23 protein-coding genes and 1 pseudogene are annotated in these 25689 nt (G+C 65.1%); 3 read left to right on the forward strand and 21 right to left on the reverse strand.

Annotated features, from left to right (window positions below; genetic code table 11):
- Window positions 1-28: 28 nt before the first annotated feature.
- The 10 genes and pseudogenes from HV786_RS09540 to HV786_RS09580 form a co-directional block, all read right to left on the reverse strand.
- Window positions 29-925: an oxidoreductase gene (locus HV786_RS09540; RefSeq protein ID WP_128829884.1), complete on the reverse strand. Its 897-nt coding sequence runs from the start codon at window positions 923-925 to the stop codon at window positions 29-31.
- Window positions 926-1054: 129 nt separating this feature from the next.
- Window positions 1055-1792 (reverse strand): hypothetical protein, encoded by a 738-nt coding sequence (locus tag HV786_RS09545; protein ID WP_128829883.1) that lies wholly within the window; start codon window positions 1790-1792, stop codon window positions 1055-1057.
- 154 nt (window positions 1793-1946) lie between these two features.
- Entirely contained in the window at window positions 1947-5414 is a 3468-nt protein-coding gene (locus HV786_RS09550) for an autotransporter family protein (RefSeq protein WP_254599469.1), read from the reverse strand.
- Between the two features lie 81 nt (window positions 5415-5495).
- Window positions 5496-5603: pseudogene (locus HV786_RS27580) on the reverse strand (ESPR domain-containing protein); the annotation flags it as partial.
- Between the two features lie 430 nt (window positions 5604-6033).
- Complete coding sequence (locus HV786_RS09555) at window positions 6034-6759, reverse strand: amino acid ABC transporter ATP-binding protein (protein ID WP_128829880.1); 726 nt, start codon at window positions 6757-6759, stop codon at window positions 6034-6036.
- On the reverse strand, window positions 6756-7472 hold the full coding sequence (locus HV786_RS09560; RefSeq protein ID WP_056322947.1) for an amino acid ABC transporter permease: 717 nt from the start codon (window positions 7470-7472) through the stop codon (window positions 6756-6758). The genes HV786_RS09555 and HV786_RS09560 overlap by 4 nt, the downstream gene beginning before the upstream one ends.
- Before the next feature lies 1 nt (window position 7473).
- Complete coding sequence (locus HV786_RS09565) at window positions 7474-8175, reverse strand: amino acid ABC transporter permease (RefSeq protein ID WP_128829879.1); 702 nt, start codon at window positions 8173-8175, stop codon at window positions 7474-7476.
- Window positions 8176-8203: 28 nt separating this feature from the next.
- Complete coding sequence (locus HV786_RS09570) at window positions 8204-9031, reverse strand: ABC transporter substrate-binding protein (RefSeq protein ID WP_062842221.1); 828 nt, start codon at window positions 9029-9031, stop codon at window positions 8204-8206.
- A gap of 47 nt (window positions 9032-9078) precedes the next feature.
- On the reverse strand, window positions 9079-10296 hold the full coding sequence (locus tag HV786_RS09575; RefSeq protein ID WP_128829878.1) for an aminotransferase class I/II-fold pyridoxal phosphate-dependent enzyme: 1218 nt from the start codon (window positions 10294-10296) through the stop codon (window positions 9079-9081).
- Complete coding sequence (locus HV786_RS09580) at window positions 10293-10967, reverse strand: RraA family protein (protein ID WP_128829877.1); 675 nt, start codon at window positions 10965-10967, stop codon at window positions 10293-10295. The genes HV786_RS09575 and HV786_RS09580 overlap by 4 nt, the downstream gene beginning before the upstream one ends.
- 212 nt (window positions 10968-11179) lie before the next feature.
- Between HV786_RS09580 and HV786_RS09585 the strand changes: the two genes are divergently transcribed.
- Window positions 11180-12079: a LysR family transcriptional regulator gene (locus HV786_RS09585; RefSeq protein ID WP_056322933.1), complete on the forward strand. Its 900-nt coding sequence runs from the start codon at window positions 11180-11182 to the stop codon at window positions 12077-12079.
- On the opposite strand, the gene HV786_RS09590 is transcribed toward HV786_RS09585, so the two are convergent.
- From HV786_RS09590 to HV786_RS09625, 8 genes are all read right to left on the reverse strand, one after another.
- On the reverse strand, window positions 12071-13267 hold the full coding sequence (locus HV786_RS09590; protein WP_175210633.1) for a PepSY-associated TM helix domain-containing protein: 1197 nt from the start codon (window positions 13265-13267) through the stop codon (window positions 12071-12073). The genes HV786_RS09585 and HV786_RS09590 overlap by 9 nt on opposite strands.
- A 6-nt stretch (window positions 13268-13273) precedes the next feature.
- The gene (locus HV786_RS09595; protein ID WP_420809635.1) at window positions 13274-15703 is read right to left on the reverse strand and encodes a TonB-dependent receptor; all 2430 of its coding nucleotides are present in this window, start codon (window positions 15701-15703) and stop codon (window positions 13274-13276) included.
- Between the two features lie 136 nt (window positions 15704-15839).
- On the reverse strand, window positions 15840-16829 hold the full coding sequence (locus tag HV786_RS09600; RefSeq protein ID WP_175210635.1) for a FecR family protein: 990 nt from the start codon (window positions 16827-16829) through the stop codon (window positions 15840-15842).
- Complete coding sequence (locus HV786_RS09605) at window positions 16817-17374, reverse strand: sigma-70 family RNA polymerase sigma factor (protein ID WP_252869970.1); 558 nt, start codon at window positions 17372-17374, stop codon at window positions 16817-16819. Before HV786_RS09605 ends, HV786_RS09600 begins: the two co-directional genes overlap by 13 nt.
- A 116-nt stretch (window positions 17375-17490) precedes the next feature.
- Complete coding sequence (locus tag HV786_RS09610; protein ID WP_128827184.1) at window positions 17491-18474, reverse strand: Bug family tripartite tricarboxylate transporter substrate binding protein; 984 nt, start codon at window positions 18472-18474, stop codon at window positions 17491-17493.
- 44 nt (window positions 18475-18518) lie between these two features.
- Complete coding sequence (locus HV786_RS09615; RefSeq protein WP_128827183.1) at window positions 18519-19529, reverse strand: phosphoglycerate dehydrogenase; 1011 nt, start codon at window positions 19527-19529, stop codon at window positions 18519-18521.
- The gene (locus HV786_RS09620; protein WP_128827182.1) at window positions 19526-20377 is read right to left on the reverse strand and encodes an HpcH/HpaI aldolase/citrate lyase family protein; all 852 of its coding nucleotides are present in this window, start codon (window positions 20375-20377) and stop codon (window positions 19526-19528) included. The genes HV786_RS09615 and HV786_RS09620 overlap by 4 nt, the downstream gene beginning before the upstream one ends.
- Window positions 20368-21594 (reverse strand): CaiB/BaiF CoA transferase family protein, encoded by a 1227-nt coding sequence (locus tag HV786_RS09625; RefSeq protein ID WP_128827181.1) that lies wholly within the window; start codon window positions 21592-21594, stop codon window positions 20368-20370. Before HV786_RS09625 ends, HV786_RS09620 begins: the two co-directional genes overlap by 10 nt.
- Window positions 21595-21745: 151 nt before the next feature.
- Between HV786_RS09625 and HV786_RS09630 the strand changes: the two genes are divergently transcribed.
- Window positions 21746-22285, forward strand: a complete 540-nt coding sequence (locus HV786_RS09630; protein ID WP_128827180.1) for a MarR family winged helix-turn-helix transcriptional regulator — start codon at window positions 21746-21748, stop codon at window positions 22283-22285.
- A gap of 59 nt (window positions 22286-22344) precedes the next feature.
- Here the strand turns inward: HV786_RS09630 and HV786_RS09635 are convergent, their stop codons facing one another.
- From HV786_RS09635 to HV786_RS09645, 3 genes are read right to left on the reverse strand one after another with little or no spacing between them, the layout of a single operon-like run.
- Window positions 22345-23448: an NAD(P)-dependent alcohol dehydrogenase gene (locus tag HV786_RS09635; RefSeq protein ID WP_128827179.1), complete on the reverse strand. Its 1104-nt coding sequence runs from the start codon at window positions 23446-23448 to the stop codon at window positions 22345-22347.
- 3 nt (window positions 23449-23451) lie between these two features.
- Window positions 23452-23949, reverse strand: coding sequence for a universal stress protein (locus HV786_RS09640; protein ID WP_252870006.1), 498 nt, complete (start codon window positions 23947-23949; stop codon window positions 23452-23454).
- Window positions 23949-24653, reverse strand: a complete 705-nt coding sequence (locus HV786_RS09645; protein WP_252869968.1) for a lipid-binding SYLF domain-containing protein — start codon at window positions 24651-24653, stop codon at window positions 23949-23951. The genes HV786_RS09640 and HV786_RS09645 overlap by 1 nt, the downstream gene beginning before the upstream one ends.
- 172 nt (window positions 24654-24825) lie before the next feature.
- On the opposite strand from HV786_RS09645, the gene HV786_RS09650 reads away from it, so the two are divergent.
- Window positions 24826-25668 carry a L,D-transpeptidase gene (locus HV786_RS09650; protein ID WP_252869967.1) on the forward strand — a complete coding sequence of 281 codons (843 nt, stop codon included), beginning with the start codon at window positions 24826-24828 and terminating at the stop codon, window positions 25666-25668.
- Window positions 25669-25689 lie beyond the last annotated feature (21 nt).

The following is a 25689-nucleotide window of genomic DNA, read 5'->3' on the forward strand; positions in this document are numbered from 1 at the left end:
CATAGAGCGCGGCCACGAGCGGCCGCGATCAGCCCGGCCCGTCGCTCGCCGCAGCCAGCAAGGGCACGATGATGTCGCTGATCGGCGTGGACAGGCCGTGGGCCCGGGCACGACGCGAGATCACGCCGTTTCGTATATCCCATTCCAGTGGCCGGCCGGCTTCGCGGTCCGTCAGGATGGACGTGCTCAGGTCGGGGGAAGCGGCCTGAAACCTGGCGAGGATTTCCTGCGGGACCTCGTCCCCAAGTTTTGCGCCTTCCGCGCGCGCGACCGACAGGCACTCTTGCAAATACGCCAAGGCGAGCTCGGCGATGTCCGGCCGGGCAAACATGCCCGCGCGGCGATGCGTAAGGGCCATGAGGCCAGCGACTGCGTTTTGCAACAGCTTGCGCCAAGCCACAGACTGGAAATCTTCGGTGATGTCCACTACGCACTGAGTACCCTGCAGCGCCTCGGCAACCACGTGAGCTGCCGGCAAGTCGGGCAGGCTCAGGCGCGCGTCCCCGCGCAAACGCACCGAGCCGTCGGCTTGCGCCTGCGCGGGGAACCACACGACAGCGGGGATGATCCGCGCGGGCGGCGCATGCGTTGCAACCGCTTCCAATTGCTCGACGCCATTCTGCAACACGCAGACCACGGTATCCGGCCGGCACAATGCCGCGAGCCATCCCGATGCAGCCTCGGTCTGCGTCGCCTTGACCGCGAGGAAAACGAGGTCCATCTTGCGACCGGCCTGGTCCGGATCCGTCAGCACAGGGCCAGGAACGTCGACGCGGCGATCGCCATCCAGGAGCGTCAGCCGGTCGCGGGGCGTGCGGCCGCACAAGACAGGTGTGCGGCCGGCCTGATGCAGCGCGGCGGCAACCGTTGTGCCGATGGCGCCCGGACCAACGATGGCGATTGCGATGTCTGTTGCGGGTGTCATGGCATGACCTCCTTATTGGCTTGCAAACGACACCTTAAAGCGAAAACGTTGTCTGCCACCTGAAGACAAGCCCGCCTTCCAAGGCTGCTGGCACGTCAAAAGACCGCCAAGCCACTGGCGCAGGCCCGCTTACCAGCGAATCGTGTAGGGCCTGTCTCCCAGCCCCCATACGCCATCTTTTCGTTCCAGCATGATGTGGCGGGTCTGCCATTCGTCCGGCTGGTCCTTGGGGGGAAAGCCGCTTATCTGAGGATAGAAGGCTGGGTCCGCCGCCCAACCCGCGGTGGCGCGATCCAGCCGCCATTCGAACTTGACCGCCGAAACCGCGTTGGGGTTATCGTCGAACGGATTCTTGCCTGGCTTGGTGTAGTTGAGGATCTTGCCCACTTGCAGGCCGGGCGCGCAGAACTTCGCGGTGTAAAGCACTTTGGAACCGATGTGGGCCTCTCCGTCCGTGTAGTACGCGCGGCCTTTTTCGGTCAGCGTCATGTGGCTGGTGGCGTCTTCGGGGTTCTCTCCCGGTTTGGGCGGTGAACCGTCGCCGTCGGCACTGACGCGCTTGACCGTGATGAGCTGGTGTTTGATCAACCCTTGCACGATCTTGTCCTGCTCTTGCAGGAAGACGGTATAGACATCCGTCGGCAAGGGACGCACACCCACCACGTTGACGCAGGCGCTGCCCGGCGCGTTGGTGGGCGTCGCCATGGCGTCGACCAGGATCTTGTGTATCTTGCTTTCGGTCAGGCCCGGACCCAGCGGGGATTCATTCCAGGCATAAACCGCCGCGCCTGCGGCGATGGCCAGACCCAGGGCCCAGACCTTGCGCGGAATTCGGCGGCGTTTGGTCGTGCGCGGCTTCTGAATCATTCCCTTCCTTACGGCTTGTCGTCTGGCGATAGTAACGCGGGACAAAAGGGGCCTGCCAAGAGCCGCCAACACCCGAACGGCCCCCAAATCCTGAACGCAGAACATCGCGGATAAAAAAATGGGGCGCCGCAGCGCCCCACTTTTTACCCGTCCATCAATAACGCCAGCGCAGGTTCAGCGAGCCGCCATGCTCGCGGTTTCCGCCGCCGTACTGGCCGCTGTAGGTCAGCGCGAGCGTCGTGTCGCGCGACATGGCGACCTCGGCGCCCAGCTCGGCCAGCGCCGCGTTGCGTGCGATGGGCGTGCCGGCCACCGTAAACGTCTGGCTACCCTCGAATGCCATGGTCGTCTCGGCCGCCAGGCCGCCAAAGGCATGGCGCCAGCCGGCCATGGCGTGCAGGCGCGCCTCTGCGTCTCCGATGTTGAAGTCGGTCTGTGTGCGCAGGCCCAGCGTGCTGCTGGTCTGCTTGTCGCTGCTGCTGTGACCGTTCAAGGCCGCCGAACCGCCGGATTCCGAGAACGCGCGCGTGCGCAGATCGCTCCACGCAAAGCCCACGAAGGGCTCGATGCGGGTGCTATCGGTCAGCGGCAAGGCATAGCCCACTTCCGCAAAGAGCTGCGCGGTGCTGGCGCCGTAGTCGGACGTCAGCTTCTCCAGTTCGCCCGCCACGCTGGCGTAGCGGGTGGTGCCGACGTCGTGCCAGGTGTAGGCAGCGCCCGCCAGGAAGTTCAGCTTGCCCACGCCGGCCGCGAACGACTTGCCGCCATACAGCGTTGCGCTGTAGCCCGACACGTCCGCGTTCGAAGAACGGTCATCGACGTTGATCTTGCTGTCGGTGTAGCCCACCGCGCCGCCCAGGCGCCAGCCGCTCTGCCCGATCTCGTGGTCGGCGCCCACGAAAATGCCGCCCGTGTGCTGGCGCACTTGCGCGGCATTGCCGTTGTCCTTCTGCGTCTGCCAATTGCCGATCAGCTCCGCCCACGCGGGCTGCGCATTGGACGACGGCAAGGCGGATGCGGGCAGCGGGCCACCCGCTTGCGCGGTGGGCGCGCCCTGGCGCATGCCGGCGTTCAGGTTCGCGCGCAGACGCTGCATCGGCAGCGTGCGCGGCGACGCCGTGCCGCTCATCAGGTTGGACGCTACGCTGGCGTGGGCCTCACCGGTCAGGCTGTTGAATACCTGGGGCGGCAGGCCTTCGGGCAACGTCAGGATGTATTCGTGCAATGCGCTGCCCACCGGCAGGCTGTCCAGCGCATTGGCGACCGAACGCTGGTTCGATGTGATGGCGGCTTCAGCGAACGCGATCGGCGTGCCGGGCGTGCCTGTGTTACCGGGCGTGCTTGGATTGACGGGTGTGCCTGGATTAACGGGCGTGCCTGGATCAACGGGCGAACCGGGAGCGTCCGGCGTGGCGGGCGTGCCCCCGCCCGTCTGTTTGCGATCCAGCTGCAGCGTGACCTGCTTGGCGCCGTAGTTCAGCGTCGGCGTCAGGTAAGCGAAGTTTGACGACACCGAGTCGAATGTGCCGTTGAGCGTATTGGCAGCCAGGATGGTGTATTTCTGGGTGGACTTGAATCCGCCGTCCGGCCCGACATGCAGCACGGAACCGGCCAGGTTGGCGCGTCCCGTGACTTGCACCCGCGAGCTCGCCGACGAGGCGGGATCTGCCGTCACGTTGTAGGCCGAGCCCGGCGAGAAGGTAAGGTCACCCGCGACCGTGAGCGGTGCCGTGCTGCTGGGCGACAGTGTTGCGCCGCTTTGCAGCGTGGTAGTGCCGACCTGGCCCGAGCCCGACAGCGAAGCGCCGCTGCCAATGATCAATGCACCGCCGAGCACGCCGCCGGCCATATTCAGCCCACCGGCCTGCACCGTCAAGGCGCCCGAGTAAGCGCTGCCATCGCCAGACAGATTGAGCATGCCCGCGCCCGTCTTGAGCAACCCGCCCTGCCCACTGATATCACCCAAAAGCGTCAGGTCATTGTCGGCGTGCAGGTTCAGGTCGCTTTGCAGTTTGATCGTGTTTGAGATGGCCATCGGCGCGGTGGTCGACAGGGTCACGCCGCTGCTTGCGTTGACCGTCAGCGGACCGCTGCCCAAGGCGCCCGGGTTGGTGATGACCAGATCGCCGGACTTCAGGTTGACACCGCCGCCATGCGTGTTCACGCCGCTCAACACCAGGGTCTTGCCGGTGTCATTGGTCAGCGAGCCGATGCCGCTCAGTGTGCCGGACAGCGTCATCGCGTGGCTGCCGCCCAGCGTCAGGTTGGCGCCAAGCGCCACATTCTTGTCCAGCGTCAGGTCCGTCAGCGCCGCCAGCGTGCTGTCGCCCGTGACACTGATCCCACCCGTTCCCAGCGCCCCGGCGCCGCTGACCGTCAACGTGCCGCCATTGATCTCCGTGCCGCCGGTATAGAGGTTGCTGGCATGACTGAGCACCAGCTCGCTGGCGCCCGACTTGACGAGACCGCCGGTGCCGGAGAGCTGGCCGCTGAGCGTAATCTGGTTAGTGCCATCCACCGTCAGCTTGGCCGGTCCCAGCACGATGTCGTTGGCGACATCCACACCGGCCAGGGCCGCGCGCAGCGCACCGCCGTTGGCCGAGACCGCGCTGCTCCCGAACGCCGCATTGTTGTCGACCGCCAGAGAGCCGCCATTCAGTTGCACCGACGAGCCCGCACCGCTAGAGAATTGGCCGATGAGCGTCCATGCGCCGCTACCGACTGCCAATCGCTTGAAGTTGATGTAGCTAGCGCCATCGATCACGCCGACGTCGCCAATTCCCGTTACGCCGCCGACACCATTCAACAGGTTGAGGATGCCGTTGCCGCCCGCGCCGCCATCAACCATGCCCGTCGCGGCGAACGTGACGGTCGAGCCCATTACCGCCAGTTGGACGGCGGTGCCCTGCCCCCGGCTCACGCTGGAACCCGTCAGGGCGTTAAAGATGTTCGTGCCCACACCCGCGCCCAGCGACACGCTGCCGTTGATGGTTCCGGCATTGGTGAACACGTTCCCGGTATGCCCCCCCGCGACCAACGCGTCGAGACCTTGGAAAGCCACGCGGCCGGTAATGGTGCCGGTGTTCGTCATGTTGACTCCCGGTCCGTTCCCCATGGCCGAAAGGGAATTCCTGACATAGACGACCGGGATGTCCTCTCTCGCTACCGGCACTGCCGCAACAATGGGGATGGCATCAATCGTTCCTGAATTGGTGATGGTCACATTGCCCCAGGACCCGTTGTTCACCAGCAGCGCGGGACCCACGGTGTTTGGCGTCCACAGGCCGATCAGGCCGTCGCTGGTGCCGCGCAGGGTTCCGGAATTGATGATACTGACGGTGCTGTTGTTCGCATTACCGATCTTCACGCCGGAAGTCAGCCCGGCAGCAATGCCTATCGTCGAAGGCGCCACGAGTCCCCGATTCTCGAACCGCACGTTGTTGCCCAACAAGGTGATGGTTGCGTCGTCTGTAGGGATCGGGCCGGGTACGACCTGGGCATCGTCCAGCACCCTGACGATCATGCTGTTGTAGGGCGATGAGAAGCCCAGCGTGTTCCCGCTGCATTCCACTACTGAGCCCGGACCGAAGGGGGTGCACCCAGCCTGGGCGGACAGTGGCATGGCCAAGCCGCCAAAGGCTGCGGCGATCGCAAAGCCCAGCCCAGTCATGCGCGGTGCGCCCGGCACAACGGAAGCGGTCGCACCGCCTTTGGTTCCTCCCGCCCCCTTGCAACGAGCCCGGGCAGTTTCGGGTGTAGCCACCCAGGCGCCCAAGGCCTGGTTCCAGATCGAGCGGAAAGACGTATTCATAGCGATAAAGGTGGATTGACTTTCAATCAAAACTGGCAACAAACGCAGGCTTTGAAAACTCTAGTAACCTTTTAATTATAGGGACGGGATGTGCCATCAATGCCCAATCAACGTGCCGTTTTTGGGCTAGATCGGCGTTTTCGATGGGGGGCAATCAGGGTGGAATCAGCCGCTGGCGAGTCCGATCAGGCGCGGGCACATCAACGGGAAAATTTTCTACACGCTGCGACGCGCGATGCGCCACGGCTCAGATATCAAGGGGACGGGATCATTGGCCATGAAAAGCCATCCACCCGCGCCTGACCTCACGCCAGCCGCGTTCAAGAAGAGAGACGTGATCGCGAAGCGCCGATGACGTCGAGGGCCGCGCGCAGGGCGGCCCTCCGAAGACCCAATGCCGGCGGCATGCCGCCGCACGGCAACCCCGGCCTCAATGCCGGATTTCCGCCAGGAATTTCTGCGCCCGGGCCGTTTGCGGCCGGTTGAAGAACGCGTCCGGGGTGCCGGTTTCGACGATGCGGCCGGCGTCCATGAACCAGACGCGATCGGCCACTTCCCGGGCAAAGCCCATCTCGTGCGTCACGCAGACCATCGTCATGCCGTCCTTTGCCAAGCCCTTCATTATCTGCAGCACTTCGCCCACCATTTCCGGGTCGAGCGCGCTGGTGGGCTCGTCAAACAGCATGACGGGCGGGCTCATGGCCAGGGCGCGCGCAATAGCGACGCGCTGCTGCTGGCCGCCGGACAATTGCGCGGGGAAGGCATCGGCCTTGTGCGCAAGGCCCACGCGTTCCAGCAGTTGCATCGCGCGCTCGCGCGCTTCGGCGCGGCGGGCGCGCTTCAGTTGCAGCGGCGCCAGCATCAGGTTTTCCATCACGGACAGATGCGGGAAGAGGTTGAACTGCTGGAACACAAAGCCGATATGGCTGCGCAATGCGTCCAGGTGCACGTCCTTGCCGTAGATGTCCTTGCCGTCGACTTCGATCACCCCTTTCTGGATGGGCTCCAGCCGATTGACGGTGCGGATCAGCGTGGACTTTCCGGACCCGGAGGGTCCGCACACCACGACGACCTCGCCCCGGGCGACCTGCGCGGTCACGTCGGCCAGCGCCTGATAATCGCCATACCACTTCTGCACTTCGGAAAATCGGATCATGTGGGCACCACTTTCTGGGTAGGCGCAGGTCCGGCGCGCCGGCGGCCGATGCGGCGTTCGGTCAGGTGCACCAGGAGACTCAGGCCAAAATTCAAGACGAAATAGGTCAGCGCAAGCAGCCCGAAGACTTCAAAGGGCTTGGTCAGCAGGACGCTGTTGATCTGGTTGGCGGCGTAGGTCAGCTCTTGCACGCTGATCACGTAGGCCAGCGAGGTCTCCTTTACCGTGGACACGAACTGGCTCAGCATGCTGGGCAGCATGTTGTAGAGCGCCTGCGGCAGGATGACCCGGCGCATCGTCTGCATGTAGGACAGGCCCAGCGCGCGGCTGGCTTCCTGCTGGCCGGGCGGCAGCGCCTGGATGCCGGCGCGGATGATCTCGGCCAGATAGGCGCTTTCGTAGCAGACCAGCGCGACCACCATGGTGGTCGTGCCCGCCACGGGACGGCCGATGATCAGGGGCACGAAGAAATACGCCCAGAAGATGAACATCAGCAGCGGCAGGCCGCGCACCAGGTAGACCACGGCCGACGAAGGCCAATAAAAGATGCGATAGGGGCTGATGCGGCCCAGCGCCAGCAGCACCCCGCACGGCAGCGCCAAGGCAAGACTGATCGCGGCCAGGCCCAGCGTGGCCACCAGCCCGCCGATGGGTCCATGCGGATACTGCCCGATCAGAAGCAGCAGCCAATTGTCTTTGAGTATGTCCCACATGTCAGCGGACTCCCAGCGGACGATAGCGTCGTTGCAGCATTGCGCCTGCGCCCATGATGACGAACGAGAGCAAGAGGTAGATCACCGTCACGACCGCGTAGGCCTCGAACGTGCGGAACGTGTTGTTCTCGATCTCGCGCGCGGCCGCCGTCAGCTCGGTGACACCGATGGCCATCGCCAGGCTGGTGTTCTTGAGCAGCAGCAGGGTCTGATTCAAGAGTGGCGGAATGGCGATGCGAAAAGCCTGGGGCAGCACGACTTTGCGCATCGTCTTCAGAAAGCTCAGGCCCAGCGCGCGCGCGGCCTCGACCTGGCCGGGCGGAATGCCGCGCACCGCGCTGCGCAGGTCTTCGCAGACATACGCGGACATCACCAGCCCGATCGCGATGCACGACAGGATGAACTCGCTGCCGTGGCTGTTGAGCCAATCCGTGACAGGCGCCGGCAGCAAGGCCGGCACGCCGAAGTACCAGAACAGGATGTGCACCAGCATGGGCACGTTGCGGTGGAACGCGACGTACGTCGCGATCAACCCATTGGCAATGGGCGAGCCTGTCAGGCGGATCACCGCCAACAGGCTGCCCACAAAGAACGCCAGGATCCAGGCAAGCCCGGCCAGCGCCAGGGTGGTGATCAACCCCCTGAGCAGCCAGTCCGGATACTCGCCCTGGAAAATGGCGCCAAAGTCGAAGATGTAGTGCATCGAACCAGGCTCCAGGACGCTAGGCGCGTCAACCCTTGATTTCTTCGATGCGGAAGTCGCGCTTGATGTTGAACTGCGTGCCGGGACCGAACCACTTGTCGAAGGTCTTGGCGGCCTGTCCGGACGCCTCCATGCCGTCCAGCACCTTGTTCACCTGGTTCAGCATCGCCGTGTCGCCCTTGCGCACACCGACGCCCCACGGTTCGATGAACAGCGCCGGCTCCAGGATCTTGACCGGCACCGCGCTGGAGGCGGCCTGGTGTTGCAGCTTGACCAGCATCAGTTCGGAACCGACGAAGCCGCTCACCTTGCCCTGCTGCAAGGCCAGGAACGCGCCACTGGGATCCTTGAACGTCACGGGATCAACGTTCGGGATGTTCTTGCGCGCGCCCATCTCGGACGACGATCCGCGCACCGCGCTGACGCGCTTGCCCGCCAGGTCGGCCGGCGCCTTCAGGTCCTTGTCCGACTCGCGCGACAGGATCTTCTGCGGGCTCACGAAGTGCTGGTGCGAGTAATCGATCTGCTTGGCGCGTTCGGGCGACCACCCCAGGTTGGCGGCCACGACGTCCACACGGCCGGCGATCAGTTCGGGGATGCGGGCCTCGACGGCGATCAGCTTGAGCTCCAGCGGCACGCCCAGGCTGTCGGCCAGCGCCTGGCAGACATCCACTTCGTAGCCGACGATGCCGCGCGTCTTGGGATCCTGGAAGCTGAACGGCTCGGCCGTGCCCATGGTGCCGCAGATGAATTTGCCGCGGGCCTTGATGTCCTGCAGCGTGTCGGCATTGGCGGCGGGCGCCAGCGTGGCCGCCAGGCCGACGATGGCAACGAAGGAGGAGATGAACGTCTTCATGGGATTCCCTTGATGTGTAGGTATGGGTGCTACTTAAAAATCCGGTATCAGGCCAGCCGGGCGCAGGCTTCGCGGATGCGGCGGCAGCCTTCTTCGATGTTTTCCATCGACGTCGCGAAACTGAGCCGCAGGTAAGGCGACAGTCCGTAGGCCGCGCCGTCCAGGCCGGCGACGCCAGCCTCGTCCAGCAGGAACATCACGACGTCCAGATCGCTTTCCAGCTTGCGGCCGTTGGGCGTCGTCTTGCCGAGCAGGCCTTCGACCGACGGGTACACGTAGAACGCGCCTTGGGGAACCGGGCAACGGATGCCAGGCACCTCGTTGAGCAGCGCCACGATGCGGTCGCGCCGGTCGTGGAACAGGGCCGCAGCCTCGCGCACGCATTGCTGGTCGGCCGTCAGCGCGACCCGCGCGGCCGACTGGCTGATGGCGCTGACGCAACTGGTGCTTTGCGAAATCAGGGTGGCCATGGCCTTGATCAACGCCTTCGGGCCGCCTGCGTAGCCCAGGCGCCAGCCAGTCATTGCGTAGGCTTTGGAGACGCCGTTGATGGTCAACGTGCGCGCAGCCAACGCCGGCTCGACGGCCGCGGGCGACGCGTGGCCCTCGCCGCCATAGGTCAGGTGTTCGTAGATTTCGTCGGTCAGGAGCCAGACATGCGGATGACGCGCCAGCACCTGCGCCAACGCGCGCAGCTCTTCCGTGCCGTACATCGCGCCGGTGGGGTTGCTGGGCGTGTTCAACAGCAGCCACTTGGTGCGCGGCGTGATGGCGCGCTCGAGCGCGTCGGGGGTCAGCTTGAATCCGTCGGACTCCGGGCAGGCCACCACGACCGGCGTGCCGTCGTTGACCAGGACCATATCGGGATAGGACACCCAGTACGGCGCCGGAATGATGACTTCGTCGCCTGCCTGCACAGTGGCGGCCAGCGCGGTGAAGATCAATTGCTTGGCGCCCACGCCGACGATCAGTTCATCCAGGCCGTAGTCCAGTCCGTTCTCGTGGCGGAACTTGGCTCGCACGGCTTCAAGCAGGGGCTTGGCGCCGACCGACGCGGTGTAGCGGATGTCGCCGCTGTTGAGCGCATCGATGCCGGCCTGCACGATGTGGGCGGGTGTGGGCAGATCCGGCTCGCCCACCGTGAAATCGATGATGTCGCGCCCCTGAGCGCGCAGTTGATCCACGCGGCTCTTGGCCATCATGCTGGGCGAAGGCTTGATGGCGCGCGCGCGTTCGGCCAGGAATTCGGGGGTGACGGCGTTCATGCCAGCCCCTTTGCCGCAAACGCGGCCTGCATCCAGCTTTGCGTTTTCTCGCCGGTGGCGATTTCGGCCATGATGCGCGCTTCCTTGTCGGCGTGCGCATGGGCCGCGGCAATCAGCGCTTCGGCGTCCGACGCGGCAAAGCTGACCAGCCCATCTTCGTCGCCCACCAGGATATCGCCGGGATTGATGACCTGACCGCCGATCGACACGGGCACATTGACTTCGCCGGGACCGTCCTTGTAGGGACCGCGGTGGATGTGGCCTCGCGCATAGCAAGGGAAGCTGTCGGCCTCGAAGGCTGCCACGTCGCGGATGGCGCCGTCGACGACCACGCCCGCGCAGCCGTGGATCTGCAAGTAGCGCTTCATGATTTCGCCGAGCACGGCGTTGGACAGATCGCCGCCGGCGTCCACCACCAGCACGTGGCCCGGCTGGATCTGCAGCATGGCCTTGTAGATCATGAGGTTGTCGCCCGGACGGGTCTTGACGGTCAGCGCCGTGCCCACGAGCTTGCCCGCGCGGTTGTAGCGCCGCAGGCCGGTGATGCCCTCGCGCCGCGCAAGATTGTCGCTCAGATGCGGCGTGACAATGCCTGCAAGCGCTTGCAGGATGGCGGCGGGCGCGACGGGAGTTGCCGGCAGTATGCGTGCGCCGGTGGAAATGGTAGCCATGACGATCTGCTTGTCCTGAATCGAAGGCCGCACGTTCACCGGCTTTTTGCAGCGGATCCGGTCGGCAGGAATTAAGTCAGAGCGAATGGTGCGAGCTTTTGCGATTCCGAAAAAGGGATTAAATTTCAGCGAACTTCATCACTTTTCAGAATATAGGGGTTACCCCTTAAGGGAAAATTCGGAATGAACTCTGCCGATCTCACGGGCGCCGCATGCTGACTTTCAAGCAAATCGAGGCGCTTTATTGGACGGTGCGGCTAGGCACGTTTTCCGCGTCGGCGCAGAAGCTGCACACCACGCAATCGGCAATCACCAAGCGCATCCAGGAACTGGAAGCCGATTTCGACATCGCGCTCTTTGACCGCTCAGGCCACCGCGCCGAGCTGACGGCCCGGGGTCACGAGATCTACGCGCTGGCCGAACAGATGCTGGGTCACCGCGACCGCCTGCTGGCGCGCCTGAAGGGGCAGCACACCCTGACGGGCACCTTCCGCTTCGGCATCACGGAGATCACCGCGATGACCTGGCTTCCCGCGCTTATCCGTCTGCTGCGCGTCCACTATCCCCGTATCACGCTGGAGCCGCATATCGATCTGGGCGGCGACCTGCACAAGCGGCTGCTGGCCGGGCAGCTGGACATGGCCTTTCTGCATGGCGAATTCGCCGAGCCGAACCTGCAGGTCGTGGCGTTGCAGCGCCTGGAATTTGCGTGGATGGGCAGTCCCGACCTGATCGACACAAGCCACGTCTACACCCCGGCCGATATCGCCCGCCTGCCGCTGCTGCGCCAGAGCCGCGAGTCCGGCCTGAACATGATCTATGACGAGTGGCTGCGCCCCCACACGGCGCAAAGCAACATTTTCACCATCAACAGCCTGATCGCGATGGCCGGGTTGACCGCCGCGGGCTTTGGCGTGAGCTGCCTGCCGCGCGACTACTTTGCCGAGATGGTCAGCACGCGGCAGCTCGTCATTGCGCGCACCAGCGTGGCGCCGCCGCAATCGGTGTACAGCGCGATGTTCCGCCGGGACGCGGATGTGGCGTTTTGCGAGAGCGTGGCCGAACTGGCGGAAAGTTGTTGCGAATTTTCCGTGGGTTGGCGTTTACGTTGAACCGCGAGCGCGGCGCGCCTTGCGCCGCACGGTCCACACCAGCAATCCCGTCACGCACAACATCGCCACTACCAGGCCCAAGACCGCAACCAGCACCTGGCCGGGCCAACCGAGGATGCGGCCGGTGTGCAGCGGGTATTGCCAGATCAGGAAGCGATCGGCCGCCGTGCCGCTGTCGTATCCCGTCATGCCGCGCAGCGCGCCGGTCTGATCGTCGATGAAGATCTGTTCGTAGCGCAATCGCAGCGCACGCTCGCGCATGCCGTCTTCCTTGAAGGCGATGCGGTACACGCCCTTGTCGGGCAGGTGGCTGGCGTACCAGGGCAGGAAGCCCTTGGCGGACGGGGGCAAGTGCTGGCTCGCGCCAGCGATCGCCGCCGCGATGCCATACGCTGGCGGCCGCGTCGTGCCGGCTTGACGGGGAAGGCTTTGGACGGGATGCGGCGTGATGGGAGAAAACAGCCTGACGGCCGGCCGGAAGACCTCGTTGCCGAGGTTGAAGTACACGCCCGTGACCGCCAACACGATCGCCGCGGCCAAGGTCCACAGCCCCCCGGCGCGGTGCAGATCGAAGGTCAGGCGCTGCCGGGATGCGCCGCGCTTGATCTGCCACGCGGGCTTCCATCTGTTCCAGAACGCGTGGGCGGTTTGGGGCAGAGCCGGCAAGGTCAGCCAGGCGCCAATCAGCGACGCGAACAGCCAGGCGAGCGCCAGGCCGCCCACGACCCACCTGCCCCACGGCTCGGCCAGATGGAATGTGCGGTGCAGCTGGTTCATCCAGCCCATGAAATGCGGCCGGTCCATCCGGAAAGCGCCCCACTTGCGCTGCCCTAGCACGGTCCCCGTGGCCGGATCGACGAACAGACGGTCGAAATCCAGCGGGGGCTGCGCGCCTGCGGCGGCATGCGGGCGGGCGGCGACCCGCAGTTCGATGGCCTCGCCGGGGCGTGTGTCGAGCGGCAGCAGCGTGACACGCAGCCGCGGGTCGGCCGCTTCCACCCGCGCGATCAGCGCATCGGGCGGCAGCGCGGCGCCTTGCCGGGGGGTAGTGAAAAGCGCAGGGTTGAGCCAGCGGTCGAGCTCGTGCTGGAACGCCAGTACGCTGCCGGTCACGGCGTTGACCAGCAGCAACACGAGCAGGGTCAGCCCCACGTAACGGTGGATCCCAACCCAAACCTTGCGCGTCATGGCGGCTTACCAGCGGTGCGTGTAAGTCATGCTCAGCACCGCGCCCGCGGCAGGCAGGCGGCTGTTGTTATTGCCGCTGCGCAGCAGCTGGCTGTAGAGCGGCAAGTACTGACGGTTGAAGAGGTTCTGCACGCTGAAGGTGAACCAGTTCTGCTTGTCCAGGTCGTAGCGGGCCAGCAGGTCGACGGTGGCGTAGCTCTTCACATCGGCGCGGGCGAACAGCGTGCGCCCGTCAGAGAGGCGATAGTCGCGCGAACCGAACCAGGTCAGCTCGGCGCGCGTGCGCCAGCGTTCGCTGGGCCGGTATTGCGCGTAGGCAGTGAGCTTGACGGGCGGGATGCGGTAGCCCGTCATGATGCGCGAATCACGCTCGCCCGGCGCCTTCTCCTTGCCGACCATCCACGTGAAGGTGCCCCCGACGGCCCAGATGTCCTCGTCGAAGTAGTGGTCCACGGTGGCTTCGACGCCGTGGATGCGCTCACGCGTGCGCGTGAGCCTGAGCCCGTTGTTGAAGGACTGCACCGCGCCCAGGTCGGAGTCGGAGCGGAACACGGCCAGCGAGGCGGCGGTGTTGGCAAAGCGTCCGCGCCAGCCGAGTTCGTAATTGTTGGTCTTGACGGCCTGCAGTTCGGACGAATGCAGATCAAAGCCGGCCCGCGCGTTGCGCAGTTGCAGGCCCACGTCAGGCAGGTCGAAGCCTTGGCTGAACGAGGCGTACAGTTCGTGATTGTCGGTGGGCTGGAACATCACGCCGGCGTTGTACATGAACGCGTCGTAGCTGATGCGCCCGCCGTCCACGGTGGCCGGGCGGGCCAGACGCGACTGCGATAGCGGCTGAAAATCATCGAACCACGCGCTCGACCGCTCGTACCGCACGCCCGCCTCCGCGGACCACTGTTCGTTGAAGCGGTGTTGAAGCTGCGTGAAGATGCCAACGCTGCGCGTGGTCGTCCAGGGCAGATAGGTATTCGTGCCGATGCGGCGGAATTGCAGGCCGCCGCTTTGGTCGTAGAGATCAGCGTCGAACACGTCCAGGGGCATTTCGCTGCGTTCCCGGATGAAGTCCGCCCCCCACGTGAGCGCCGTATTGCCCGAGGCGGACAACGGGGTGTCAATGGTGAGCCGGCCGCCGAAGACCTTGTTGTTCTGCATGACCTGGTCGACGTTGTTGCCGCGGTTGACGTTGGCGCGCGAGTCCGAGGGCGCGAAACGCGTGCTGCTGTCGCGGGCATAGGTCATCGCAGAGAGGCTGCTGCCCCACAGGTTTTTGTGGTCGTAGCTCAGGCTTACCAGCGTGTTTTCGACTTCGTTCTGGCGCGCGAGGTCCAGGCCCTTGATGGCGCGGGCGTTGGTCGAGCCGAGCGGGGTGCGCGACACCGCGGGGTCGCTGGCGTATTCCGTGTCCTGCCGGGCGCGCAGGTAACTGGCGGCCAGCTGCACGCGCTGATTGGCGTCGATACGAAAACCTAGCTTGCCGCCGATGCTGTAGGTGTTGGAGTCGAACAGATCGCCCTGGCTGGCATCGGGCGCGATGCGGTCGCCATGCGCATCGTACGACCCGCCGATACGGCGGTACGAGAGGTCAAGCTCGTAATCGATGCGGTCCTTGCTGCCCGAGAAAAAGTGCTGCACCTGACCGCCCATTCCGGCCGCGCCCGGATTCGACAGCGACATGTCTATGCCGACCTTGGTCTCGGCGATGGGCTCGCCGCCCGGCTGGCGGGTGGTGATGGCGATGATGCCGCCGGTGGCGCCGCTGCCGTAAATGGCATTGCTGCCGCGCACGACCTCGATGCGTTCGATGCGGCCCGGATCGATGTTGACGAGGTTGCGAGAGGAATCCCGATTGGTGTTCATGGGAATGCCGTCCACCAGGATCAGCGCGGTCCGGCCTCGCAGCGTCTGGCCGAAATCGGTCAGGTTCCGGCTTGAGTCCGACATGCCTGGTACGGCCTTGGTCAGCATCGTGGCCAGATTGGGCGAGCTGTCGCGCAGGTCGTCGAGCGTTTCGCCCTCGATCAGGGTCACCGAGCGGGTGGGCGCCATCAAATTGCTGGAGAGGCGGTCAGAGCTTACCGAGACGGCGGGCATGGTCTGGACCTCGAGCGCGGCGTCCCCCGGCGGGGTGGGCGATCGCTGGATCGCGATCGCGCCGCCAGCAAGGCTGACCGCCTGCAGGCCGGACCCTTGCAGCACGCGGTGCACGGCTTGAATGGCGGTCATGCGGCCGGAGATTGCCGGGGCTTGACGGCCGGCGAGCAGCGCCGGGTCGGCGGCAATACTGCGTCCGCCGAGCTGGCCAATGCGCGTCAGGGTGCCGGTCAAGGGGCCGGCAGGCAGGTCCAGGTCGATCCGGGCGTCAACAGCCACGGCACCGGCTGCCACAGCACCGGCTGCCGCAGCGTCGGCTGCCGCAGCACTGGCGGAAAAGGTCATCGGGGCGGCGACGCAGGCCAGCCACCCCGCAACGGCGAGGGGCCGCAGCGGCGCTGCAAATCGGTATGGCATGAAAGCTTCTCCAGGTTTCGTTTCACCCTTGTTGTGGAGCGAGAACGAAAAACCCCTCACCGATTCACGTATTTTTTTCGGGCAAGCCGATCGAGATGAGCCAGCCGAACCGGCGCACCCGCAAGCCCAGGCTGGCCGACAGGGCCTGAATGGCCTGTTCGGGGTCGTCCAGCGCGAACACGCCGAAGACTGGCAAGCCCCGTGCCTCTGGCGCCACGCGCAGGATGCCACCGTAGTAAGCCTGCAATGCCTGGACCACCTCTTGCAGCGGCGCATTGTCGACGCTGAGCATGCCCCTTTCCCAACTGGCCAGGGCCAGGGGATCGCCGGGCAGCTTGTGCACACCGCTTCGGGTCAGCCGCACGCCCTGGCGGGACTGCAAGGTGGCTTGGCTAGCGCCCTGGACGATCACGCTGACCGGGCCGTCCAAGGCCACCACCCGAACCGAGTCGCCATGATGATCCGCCATGACGCGCCCGTCGGCCGAGCGCAGCGTGCCGTAGGCGGTGCCGATCTCCAGGGCAGATGCCGAATGCGCGTGCACCCGCGCGATCAGGCCGCCCGCCCGGAGGGTGAGGCGCCTGCGTGATCCGGAGAAATCCATATCCACGGCCGATCTCGCGTCCAGCAGCGCCTGGCTGCCGTCGGGCAGGTCGAAGCTGCGGCGTTCGCCCGTGCCGGTGGTCAGGTCGGCCATCAGTTGCCCGATCGGGCGCGCACGGTCCAGCGCAAGCAGGCCGCCGCCCGCCGTGCCGGCCAGCACCAGGGCGCCCCGCAACAGGCGTCGGCGGCGCGTGTGCAGCAGCGCCTTGCGCGCCGCCAGCAACTGGCCGTGCGACGGGCCATTGATCTCCTGCACGATCGCGATCGGTTGCTGCAACACGCCCGTCACGCGGCGCCAAGCCTGGGCGTGGCGGGGATCGGCATCGTGCCACCGCTGAAAGGCATCGCGGTCGGCGGCCGTCATGCGGCCAGCTTCCAGGCTTACCTGCCAATCGACCGCCGCCTCCATCATCGCCACGTCGGGGCGTTCTTCGTCCGTCAGGCTTCGCATGCCAGGCACTGCAGCAGCGCGCGCTTCATGTAGCGTTCGACCGTGGCGAGCGACACGCCCAGGGCTCGCGCAATCTCGGGATAGCTCATGCCATCGAGCCGGCTGTACAGAAACGCCGTCCTGACGGGAACCGGCAGCTGGTCCAGCGCCCGATCTATTCTTTCGATGGCCTCGAGCAGCAGGGCGCGCTGTTCGGCCGAGAGCGCCACGGCCTCGGGCACGGCCATCAGCGATTGCAGGTAGGCGCGCTCCAGATCCTGCCGCCGCCAAAGATGGAACAGCACGCGCTTGGCGATAGTGGTGAGAAAGGCGCGCGGTTCGCGCAGATGCGGCGTGTCGCCCGATTCGGCCAACTGCGTGAACGTCTCGGCGGCAACGTCTTCGGCGTCGTCACGATTGCGCAGGCGCGCACACAATCGGCCGAGCAGCCAGGGCTGATGGTCCCGGTACAAAGTCTCAAGGATCGGCCCCTGCGGGGTAGTCAGGCGAGAAGAAGCGGAGGACGTCATCAGGGCAAGCGGGATCATCCAGGCCGGACGCGGCATGATCTGACCAAATCTTAATGTAAATAATAGCCATTTTTATTTCATTCTAGCCTGAAGCGATAGTCGCACCTGCCTAGCGACCCCTCGCCTGCCCCGCCACCCCCGCAACGATCCCGTCAATCGACCTTCGCGCCCGATTGGCGCACAAGTTCAGCGGCCACCGGCATCTGCGCTTTCACGAACGCCCAGAACTCATCGGGTGTATTCGGTTTTCCCGGAAACGCGCCCTGCTCGACAAACTGCTTCTGCATCTCGGGCTTGGCGATCGCCTTGTTCAAGGCCGCATTCAAAGTTTCCAGCACCGGTTTGGGGGTGCCCGCCGGGGCGACGAGCCCGTACCAGTTGTCCGTGTAGAGCTTCGTGCCCTCTTCTTCAAAGGTCGGCACATCCGGCATGGCCGGGTGGCGTTCTTTGGCAGCCACGGCCACCGCGCGCAGTTTTCCGCTTCGAACGTAGGGCACGGGCCCCGTCGTGATGGAGAAGTCCATGCGGCCAGCCATCAGGTCGACCAGCATCGGGCCCGAACCCTTGAATGGAATATGCGTGATATCGACGCCGGTGAGCTTGATGAACTGGGCCGCGGCCAGGTGCTGGGACGAACCCGATCCGCCGGATCCATAGTTCAGCTTGCCCGGCTGCGCCTTGGCCGCCGCAATGATGTCCGGGACCGACTTGAACGGCGAGTCATTCGGGACTAGCAGTGTGCCTGGCGACGTGTTGATCTGGCCGATAGGCGCGAAATCCTCGATCGGCCGGTAAGGCAGCTTGGAGAACAGCGCGGAATTGAAGCCGTGGGACGCTGAGGTGGCGAGCATGATCGTGTAACCGTCGGGCTTGGCCTCGGCCACGAGCTTGGACCCAATGTTGCTGCCAGCGCCGGGCCGATTGTCGACGATGACGGGTTGCTTCAATGTCACCGCCATCTCCGCCGCGACAAGCCTTGCCAGCACGTCCGCAGATCCGCCCGCGGCCCAGCCCACGATCAGGGTGATTGGCCGCTCTGGATACGCGCCTTGCGCGAAGACGGGAACATGCGCACCCGCCAGACTCGCAAGGGCGAGGCAGAGCAGGCGGCGCCGCGTGGTTGCCGAGGTATTCATGGTGTGTCTCCTGGTGTTTTTTTTGGGTGATATGAAACGTGACGTTATGGCGATCTTCCATCGACGACGATGGCGTCCGGCGGCAGCGGCTGGCCTTGGAGCGCAGCGACCACGCATTGCGCCGCGCGCCTGTTGGCGCGCTCCAGTCCTTCGCGGCTAGAGCCTCCAGTGTGCTGCGTGCAAATCACATTTGGCAGCGTCAGCAACTCGCGCGTGATGCCCTCAAGCGACGCATCACGTTCCGACCCGATCACGTCAAGACCGGCGCCGGCAAGCCTGCCGCGCTGTAGCGCCGCCAACAATGCGCCATCGTCGACGAGCTCGCCGCGTGCCGTGTTGATCAGTATGGCGCTGGGCTTCATGCGGGCCAGGGCGTCCTGGTTGATCAGATGCCGGGTGGAATCGGTCAAAGGCGCATGCAAGCTGATGAAGTCGCTGTCTGCCAACACGGTTTCAAGCGACGCCAGCTGCACGCCGTCCAGGTCCGCCACGTCATCAGGCAGATAGGGGTCATGTGCGATGACGCGCACGTCGAACCCCGCAAGTCTGCGGGCCACCAGCCGCGCGATGCGGCCCAGGCCGATCAATCCGACCGTCTTGCCCGACAGTTCCGTACCCACGAGCACCCCATGTTCGCCGGATTGCATGCGCCGGTGCGATTCGAAGTAGCGTCGGCCGACCGCAAGCATCAATCCAACCGCGTGATCGGCCACGGTCCCCTCATTGCTGCCCGGCGTAATGGTGAGCAGCCTGCGGTGCGCCTGCACGGCGGCAACGTCTATCGTGTCGTAGCCGACGCCCCGCCGCGCCATCACGCGCAGGTTGGGGTAACGCGCCAGCAGGTCGGCGGTGACGGGCGGGATGCCCATGATCCAGGCACTGCACCGGGAGAGCGCACCGTGCATGTCTTCGGTGATCACGGCGTCGACCGCGTCATGGGCAACGCCGCCCGTGACCACCGTCAGGCCGGCAGTGCGCAGGATGCTCGCCGCCTTGTCGTCAAAAAAGCGCGCAGTCACGAGGACACAGGAAAAGGAATTCGCGGGCTGTTTCATTGATTCTCGACGCGCAGCCAGTTGCGCGCGCGCTCGACAACAGGACGATCGATCATTCGACCGTCCAGCGTCACCACCGCCAGCCCCCGGGACCTGGCCTCGTCATCCGCCGCTACCACGCTGCGCGCCCAGGCGAGCTCATCGTCGGACGGGCCAAACCCGGCATTGGCGACCGGCACCTGTCGCGGATGTATGCAGGCGGCGCCACTGAAGCCGGTGTTGCGCGCGAGCCGGACCAGGCTGGCGAATGCCGCCATGTCGTTGATCTGCGCAATGCTTCCGGGCAGGCCCCAGCACGCCAGCCGGTATGCGCGCGCGCAGCACGTCACGGCCTGCGCGGCCCACAGGAGAGATTCCGGTTCCGCAGGCACGCCCATGTCGGTGGCGTAGTCTTCGGCGCCAAATCCCAGCGCCGCCACGCTGGGGTGGGCGGTGGCGATGCTTTGCGCCTGCATGACGCCCAGTGGCGTTTCGATGAGGGCGGCGATGGGAAGACCGGGGAAATCCGACGCGTGGTGCCGGTCGATACACGCCGCGAGCGCCTGCACATCCTGGGGCGATTCGACCTTTGGCAGCAGCACGCCGTGCAACCGCGACAGCGGCAACGCGTCGATGTCCAGCGCAAACATATCCCTTGGCGCATTCACGCGCACCAGGACGGGAATCACGTCGGCCAGCGCCTCGATGGCCCGCCGGGCCATGACGCGAGCCTGATCCTTCAACGCACCGGAGACGCCATCTTCCAGATCGATGATGATCGCATCGGCGCCGCGCTCGGCCGCCTTGGCCCACAAAGATTCCGATGTCGCGGGAACGAACAACAGGGAACGAACGTCGTTCAAATGCACTTGATTGCTCCGCGCGCTGAAAGTTCTTCAATCTGAGCGTCATCCAGGCCGACGTCCCTCAGGATCTGTACCGTGTGCTGTCCCAGCAACGGCGCCTCATGCCGGATCCGGCCGGGCGTGTTGGCAAGGCGCGGCATGACGTTCTGCATCAGCGTGCCGCCGGCGCCGGACGGCCTCACGTAGCAGGCGCGATCAACCACGTGGGAATCGGCCGCAAGCTGCGCGGCGTCATAGATCGGACCGGCAGTCACGCCTTGCGCACGCAGGTGCGCAAGGCACTCGTCCCGGTTCAATTGCGCGACCGCATCGGCGATAAGGGCGTCGAGCTCCGCGTCATTGGCCAATCGCGCGGCATTGTTGGCAAAGCGCGGTTCTTCGGCGAGATCGCCGCAGCCAATGGCCTGCAGCACGCGGCGGGCCATGGCGTCGGTCGAGCCCGACAACGCCACCCAGCCCCCGTCCTTGCACTGGTAGACACCGCGGGGAGACGCGATCTTGACCGAAGGTCCCGCGATTCGTCCCGTGGCCGCGTAGGCGGTCACGTCGGGCCCCATGATGGCGAGCATCGGCTCAAGCAGGGAGAGGTCCACCACCTGACCTTTCCCCCCTCTCACTTCGACCTCGCGAACGGCCGCCAGGGTGGCGAACGCGCCAGCCAGACCCGCCACCATGTCGGCCAGCGCCATGTTGGGCAGCCGGGGAACATCATCGACCGCGTGTTTGTGCGCGAAACCGCAAAAGCCTTCCAGCAGGCTGCCGAATCCGGGCAGGTTCCGATAGGGCCCGGTCTGGCCCCAGCCCGAGACGCGCACGATCACGAGCTGACGATTGAGTTCATGCAACGACGCAGGCGCTAACCCCATGGCTTCCAGGGTTCCGGGCCGAAAACTCTCGATCAGCACGTGCGCGCCGGCGGCGAGTCTACGGAGCACGCCGATGGCGTCGGCATCGCGCAGGTCCAGGGCCAGGCTTTTCTTGTTGCGGCCATAGACCTGCCACCAGGCGTCCAGCGAGGCGCCATCGCCAAGGTCTTCACGCCAATGACGCAGCGTATCTCCCTCGCGTGCGGACTCCACTTTGATGACCTCGGCGCCAAAGTCCGCCAATTGCATCGATAGCATGTTGCCCGCAACCAGCCGTGACAGGTCTATGACCCGCACCCCGGTCAACGGGCCCATCGAATCGCTGTTGGGTGAGGTAGTCGAATTGCGTTCCATGGAATTGGGAAGAAGATGTTTCATTGCCGTCGATGGGCTTGCGCGTTGTCGGCGATTTGCGTGCATGGATGCGGCGCCGGCCCCTTAGAATGAAGCCACCGCAATGAAGCCACCGCTCGGCCTTGAACAATCCTAACGTAGACTATGTGCTATGGCAAATAATGATATAGCAAGGAAAACCCTACCCACGCCTGGACAGAAGCGTAAGCGCGCATCCAGAAAGGATGTCGATTCCCACCGGCCTGAGATTCTCATCACGTATCGGATTTCAGTGCTGGCGCAAACGCTTTCGCGGCTGGTCGATGCGTCGGTACGCACGAATCTGGACCTGACAAGCCGCCAATGGCGTGTGCTGGTGGTGCTGAGCCGGCTGGGCGGTTCGTCCGCGTCCGGGGCGATAGCGCGGATGGCCAGCTTCGACCACAGTCAGGTAAGCCGGGTGACGATGGAACTGGCCGAGAAAGGCTTGCTGACCATGTCCAACGACCCGCAAGACCGTCGCAAGCAGATCCTGACCTTGACGGCGGAGGGGATCGAGCAGCTTCGGCTTGGCCTGCCCCACTCTCTGGAACGGGAAGCGCGGCTACGAGGCCGCCTGACGGAAGACGAGTACGCCAGCTTCCTGAAGGTGCTTGGCGTGCTGGAGGACGAGGCCAACAATCTCCTTGACGAGATCAAGCGCGACGGCTGATCGCGTCAAGCGGAATGCACGGCGGCGCCCTGGCGTGAAGCCCTGGCGCCGCACAGGAATCAGGCCCCCGGCCGGATCGCAACCTTCAGCACGTTGTCCCGCTGATTGGCGAACAGGTCGTACGCCTCCTCGATCTGGTCCAGCGCAAAGCGGTGCGTGACCATTTTTGCGAGATCCAGGCGGCCCGACTGCAACACGTTCATGAGCCGGCGCATGCGCTCTTTGCCGCCAGGGCAGAGCGCGGTGTTGATCTTGTGGTCGCCCAGCCCGGCGGCGAACGCGGATACCGGTATCTTCAAGTCGGCGGAATAGACGCCCAGACTGGACAACGTGCCTCCCGGCTTCAATACGCGCAGGGCGGATTCAAAGGTGCTTTGCTGGCCCAGCGCTTCGATGGCCGAGTCCACGCCTTTGCCGCCGGTGAGACGCAGGATTTCCTCGACGACGTCGCAATCATGGAAATTCAGGACGATATCAGCGCCCCACTGGCGGGATATTTCCAGACGCCGCGCATTGCCATCTACGCCGATGACCGTGGTGGCGCCCAGCAACCGGGCGCCCGCCGCCGCGCACAGTCCGATCGGGCCCTGCGCAAACACGGCCACCGTGTCGCCAATGCGGATGTTGGCGTTTTCAGCGCCTTTAAACCCGGTGGACATGATGTCCGGGCACATCAGCACCTGCTCGTCGCTCAGGCCGTCAGGCACGGGCGCGAGATTGGCCTGCGCGTCGGGAACCAGCAGGTACTCGGCTTGGGCGCCATCGATCATGTTGCCGAAGCGCCACCCCGCGGTGGCGCGGTAGCCGTGACATCCGCACATGCCACTGGCCACCAGATAGCTGCCGTCCTGCGAGGGCGCACCGTCCTGCGCGGCGTAGGAATTGAAATTCGGGCAGATCGCGCCGGCAATCACGCGTTGGCCCTCGGAGTACCCCGTCACGGCGCTTCCCAGCTTTTCGATGACGCCGACGGGTTCATGGCCGATCGTCAGGCCCGGCTGCACCGGATACTCGCCCTTGAGAATGTGGATATCCGTCCCGCAAATGGTGGTGGTGGTGATCTTGATCAACGCGTCATTGGGCCCGACGTCCGGAATGCGCTTTTCGCGTATTTCAATGCGGCCCGGGCTGGCAAAGACGACTGCTTTCATGGTGGTATTCATGCCCTACCTCCAACTGTTGACGAGTGGTTGAACGGCCTGCGGCGCGGCCTCGCGCACGAGCAGCAAGGGAACGGCCACGCCGCGCGGCAGGTTCGGGGCCGGGCTGGCCATCGGCATCCTGCGCACGTCGCGCGACCGGTGCGCCCCGATCACGATCAGATCGGCCTCCCAGGCCCGGGCCTCGGCCGCCAGGCATTCCTCGAACGAGCGTTCGCCTGCTTCAAGGAGCGCGCTATCGACGGCAATGCAGTTGGCGCGCACCCTTGTTGCCGCATTGCGCAGCAGTTCGGCGGCATGCTCAAACAATAACGCCCGAATTTCCGCCGGGAAATAGCAATTTGCGACCAGCCCCCCCGACAACGGCTGCGGTTGGACGATACATATCAGCCGAATGACCACGTCATGGAGAAAGGCCAGGCGTATTGCCTCATTCAACCCCGATTCAGAGGTCGAGCTGCCGTCAATCGGTATGAGAATCCGTCTATACATGGCGGCGGGCATCAAGGATGGAAGGGGATTCCGGTTTTTCCACGGCAGGCATCGGTTTCATCGGCGCACAGATAAACCGGGACCTTGACGAACAGCATGCCCTGGAGCGACAGGCCTCGAACCAGTTCGGTTGCTGACAGGATGAAGCCCGCGATCGGCTCCACGATCAGGTCGCGCGATGCCATGGCGGTTTCGTCCAGGATCTGAATGGTTCCGCTCGCGCCCTCCTCCCACCCCGGCCCGACCTGGAACCCGCGCAGGGCCGCATAGGACGAGAAGACCAGGATCAGCGCCTTGTCGTTCAGCCCAAGCACCGAGCCCGGCGGACTGGCGATGGCGTTGTAGTAATTGCGCCCCTCGGCGGCGTCGATCAGTACACCACGCCCGTAGGCCATCCCCAGGATGCTTCCGTCGGCGTGCAAGGCGGGCACCACCAGCACGCCAAATGAGCGGGCAACCAGCGCCTTGGCCGCGGGCGACAGACGATAGAGGCGCAACAGCGTGGCCTCGGCTTCCTGATCAACGCGGTTCAACAGGGCGGGCGGTACAGGCATCAACGAATCCGCCGGCTGTGCGAGCGCGGCGCCAGCCGGCAGCAGGGCCAGAATCAGGTGAAGCAACACGGCGAGGACGCTTGTCTTCATGGATTTCATCTTGAACCTGTCTGGCAAGCGCTTGTTGACCAAAATCACGAATTCGACGCTGACCGGCGGCACTCGCGCTCGGACTTGGTCGAACGATCCTTCGCATGAGTGCCGCATCCTGGCCGGCACGAACGCCGCAATTGGAAGAGAGATTGACCAGCGTCAATCGCGTCCGCGGCAGCCGCGCGATCATGCTTGCATGGCCAGGCCCCGCGGCCTGGCACGCCATAGCGCCGGAGGCACCATGAAAAACAAGCCGAGTTCCGTGGGGGGATCGGGCCGTGGCCCCGCCGCCGCGCGGGCTGCCGTGTGGTGCGCCGTCGTGTCGGCGATGTTGACCGGCCCGGCGTCGGCTCAGGTCACGCCGCAGGACGTCATGCAGACCTTTGCGCTGCGCGTTGCGCCCGCGCTGACCGTTCCGGCCGACGAGCAGATCCGCTATGCAAGCCTGGCGCTGGAGATGCTCAAGGAAGCGGGGCTCGGCCTGTTGGGCCCCCAGTACGCCCTCGTGGTCGACCGCAATCCCAAGATACAGGCGGTCTTCCTCTTTTGGCTGCCCACCGCGGGCATGCCCGTCCATGTGGGCGCGGCGCCGGTGTCGACCGGCAGGATCGGCCAGTTCGATCACTTTGAAACGCCCACGGGCGTGTACGCGCATACCTTGGCCAATCCGGACTTCCGCGCCCAGGGCACGAAGAACGCGAATGGCATCCTGGGCTACGGCGCCAAGGGCATGCGAGTCTATGACTTCGGCTGGCAGCAGGCCTTGCGGGGATGGGGCAATGGCGGCGTCAGCACGATGCGCCTGCAGATGCACGCGACGGATCCGGTCCTCCTCGAACCCAAGCTGGGCACGCCGCAATCGAAGGGCTGCATCCGCATCCCAGCTACCCTGAATCGCCTGCTCGACAGCTATGGCCTGCTGGACGCCGACTACGAACTCGCGGCCGATCTGATTGCACCGCCGTGGGTGCTGCAGCCCGGCAGGACCCCCGCCGATGGCGCCGGACGCTATCTGATCATCGTCGACACCGAACGCGATAGCCGGCCGGGCTGGGCGGTGCCGGCGCGCGCCGCCGCACATTGATTGACCGGTCCGACCCGCCCT

The sequence above is a fragment of the Achromobacter mucicolens genome, assembly GCF_902859725.1.
Lineage (GTDB): Bacteria > Pseudomonadota > Gammaproteobacteria > Burkholderiales > Burkholderiaceae_B > Achromobacter > Achromobacter mucicolens.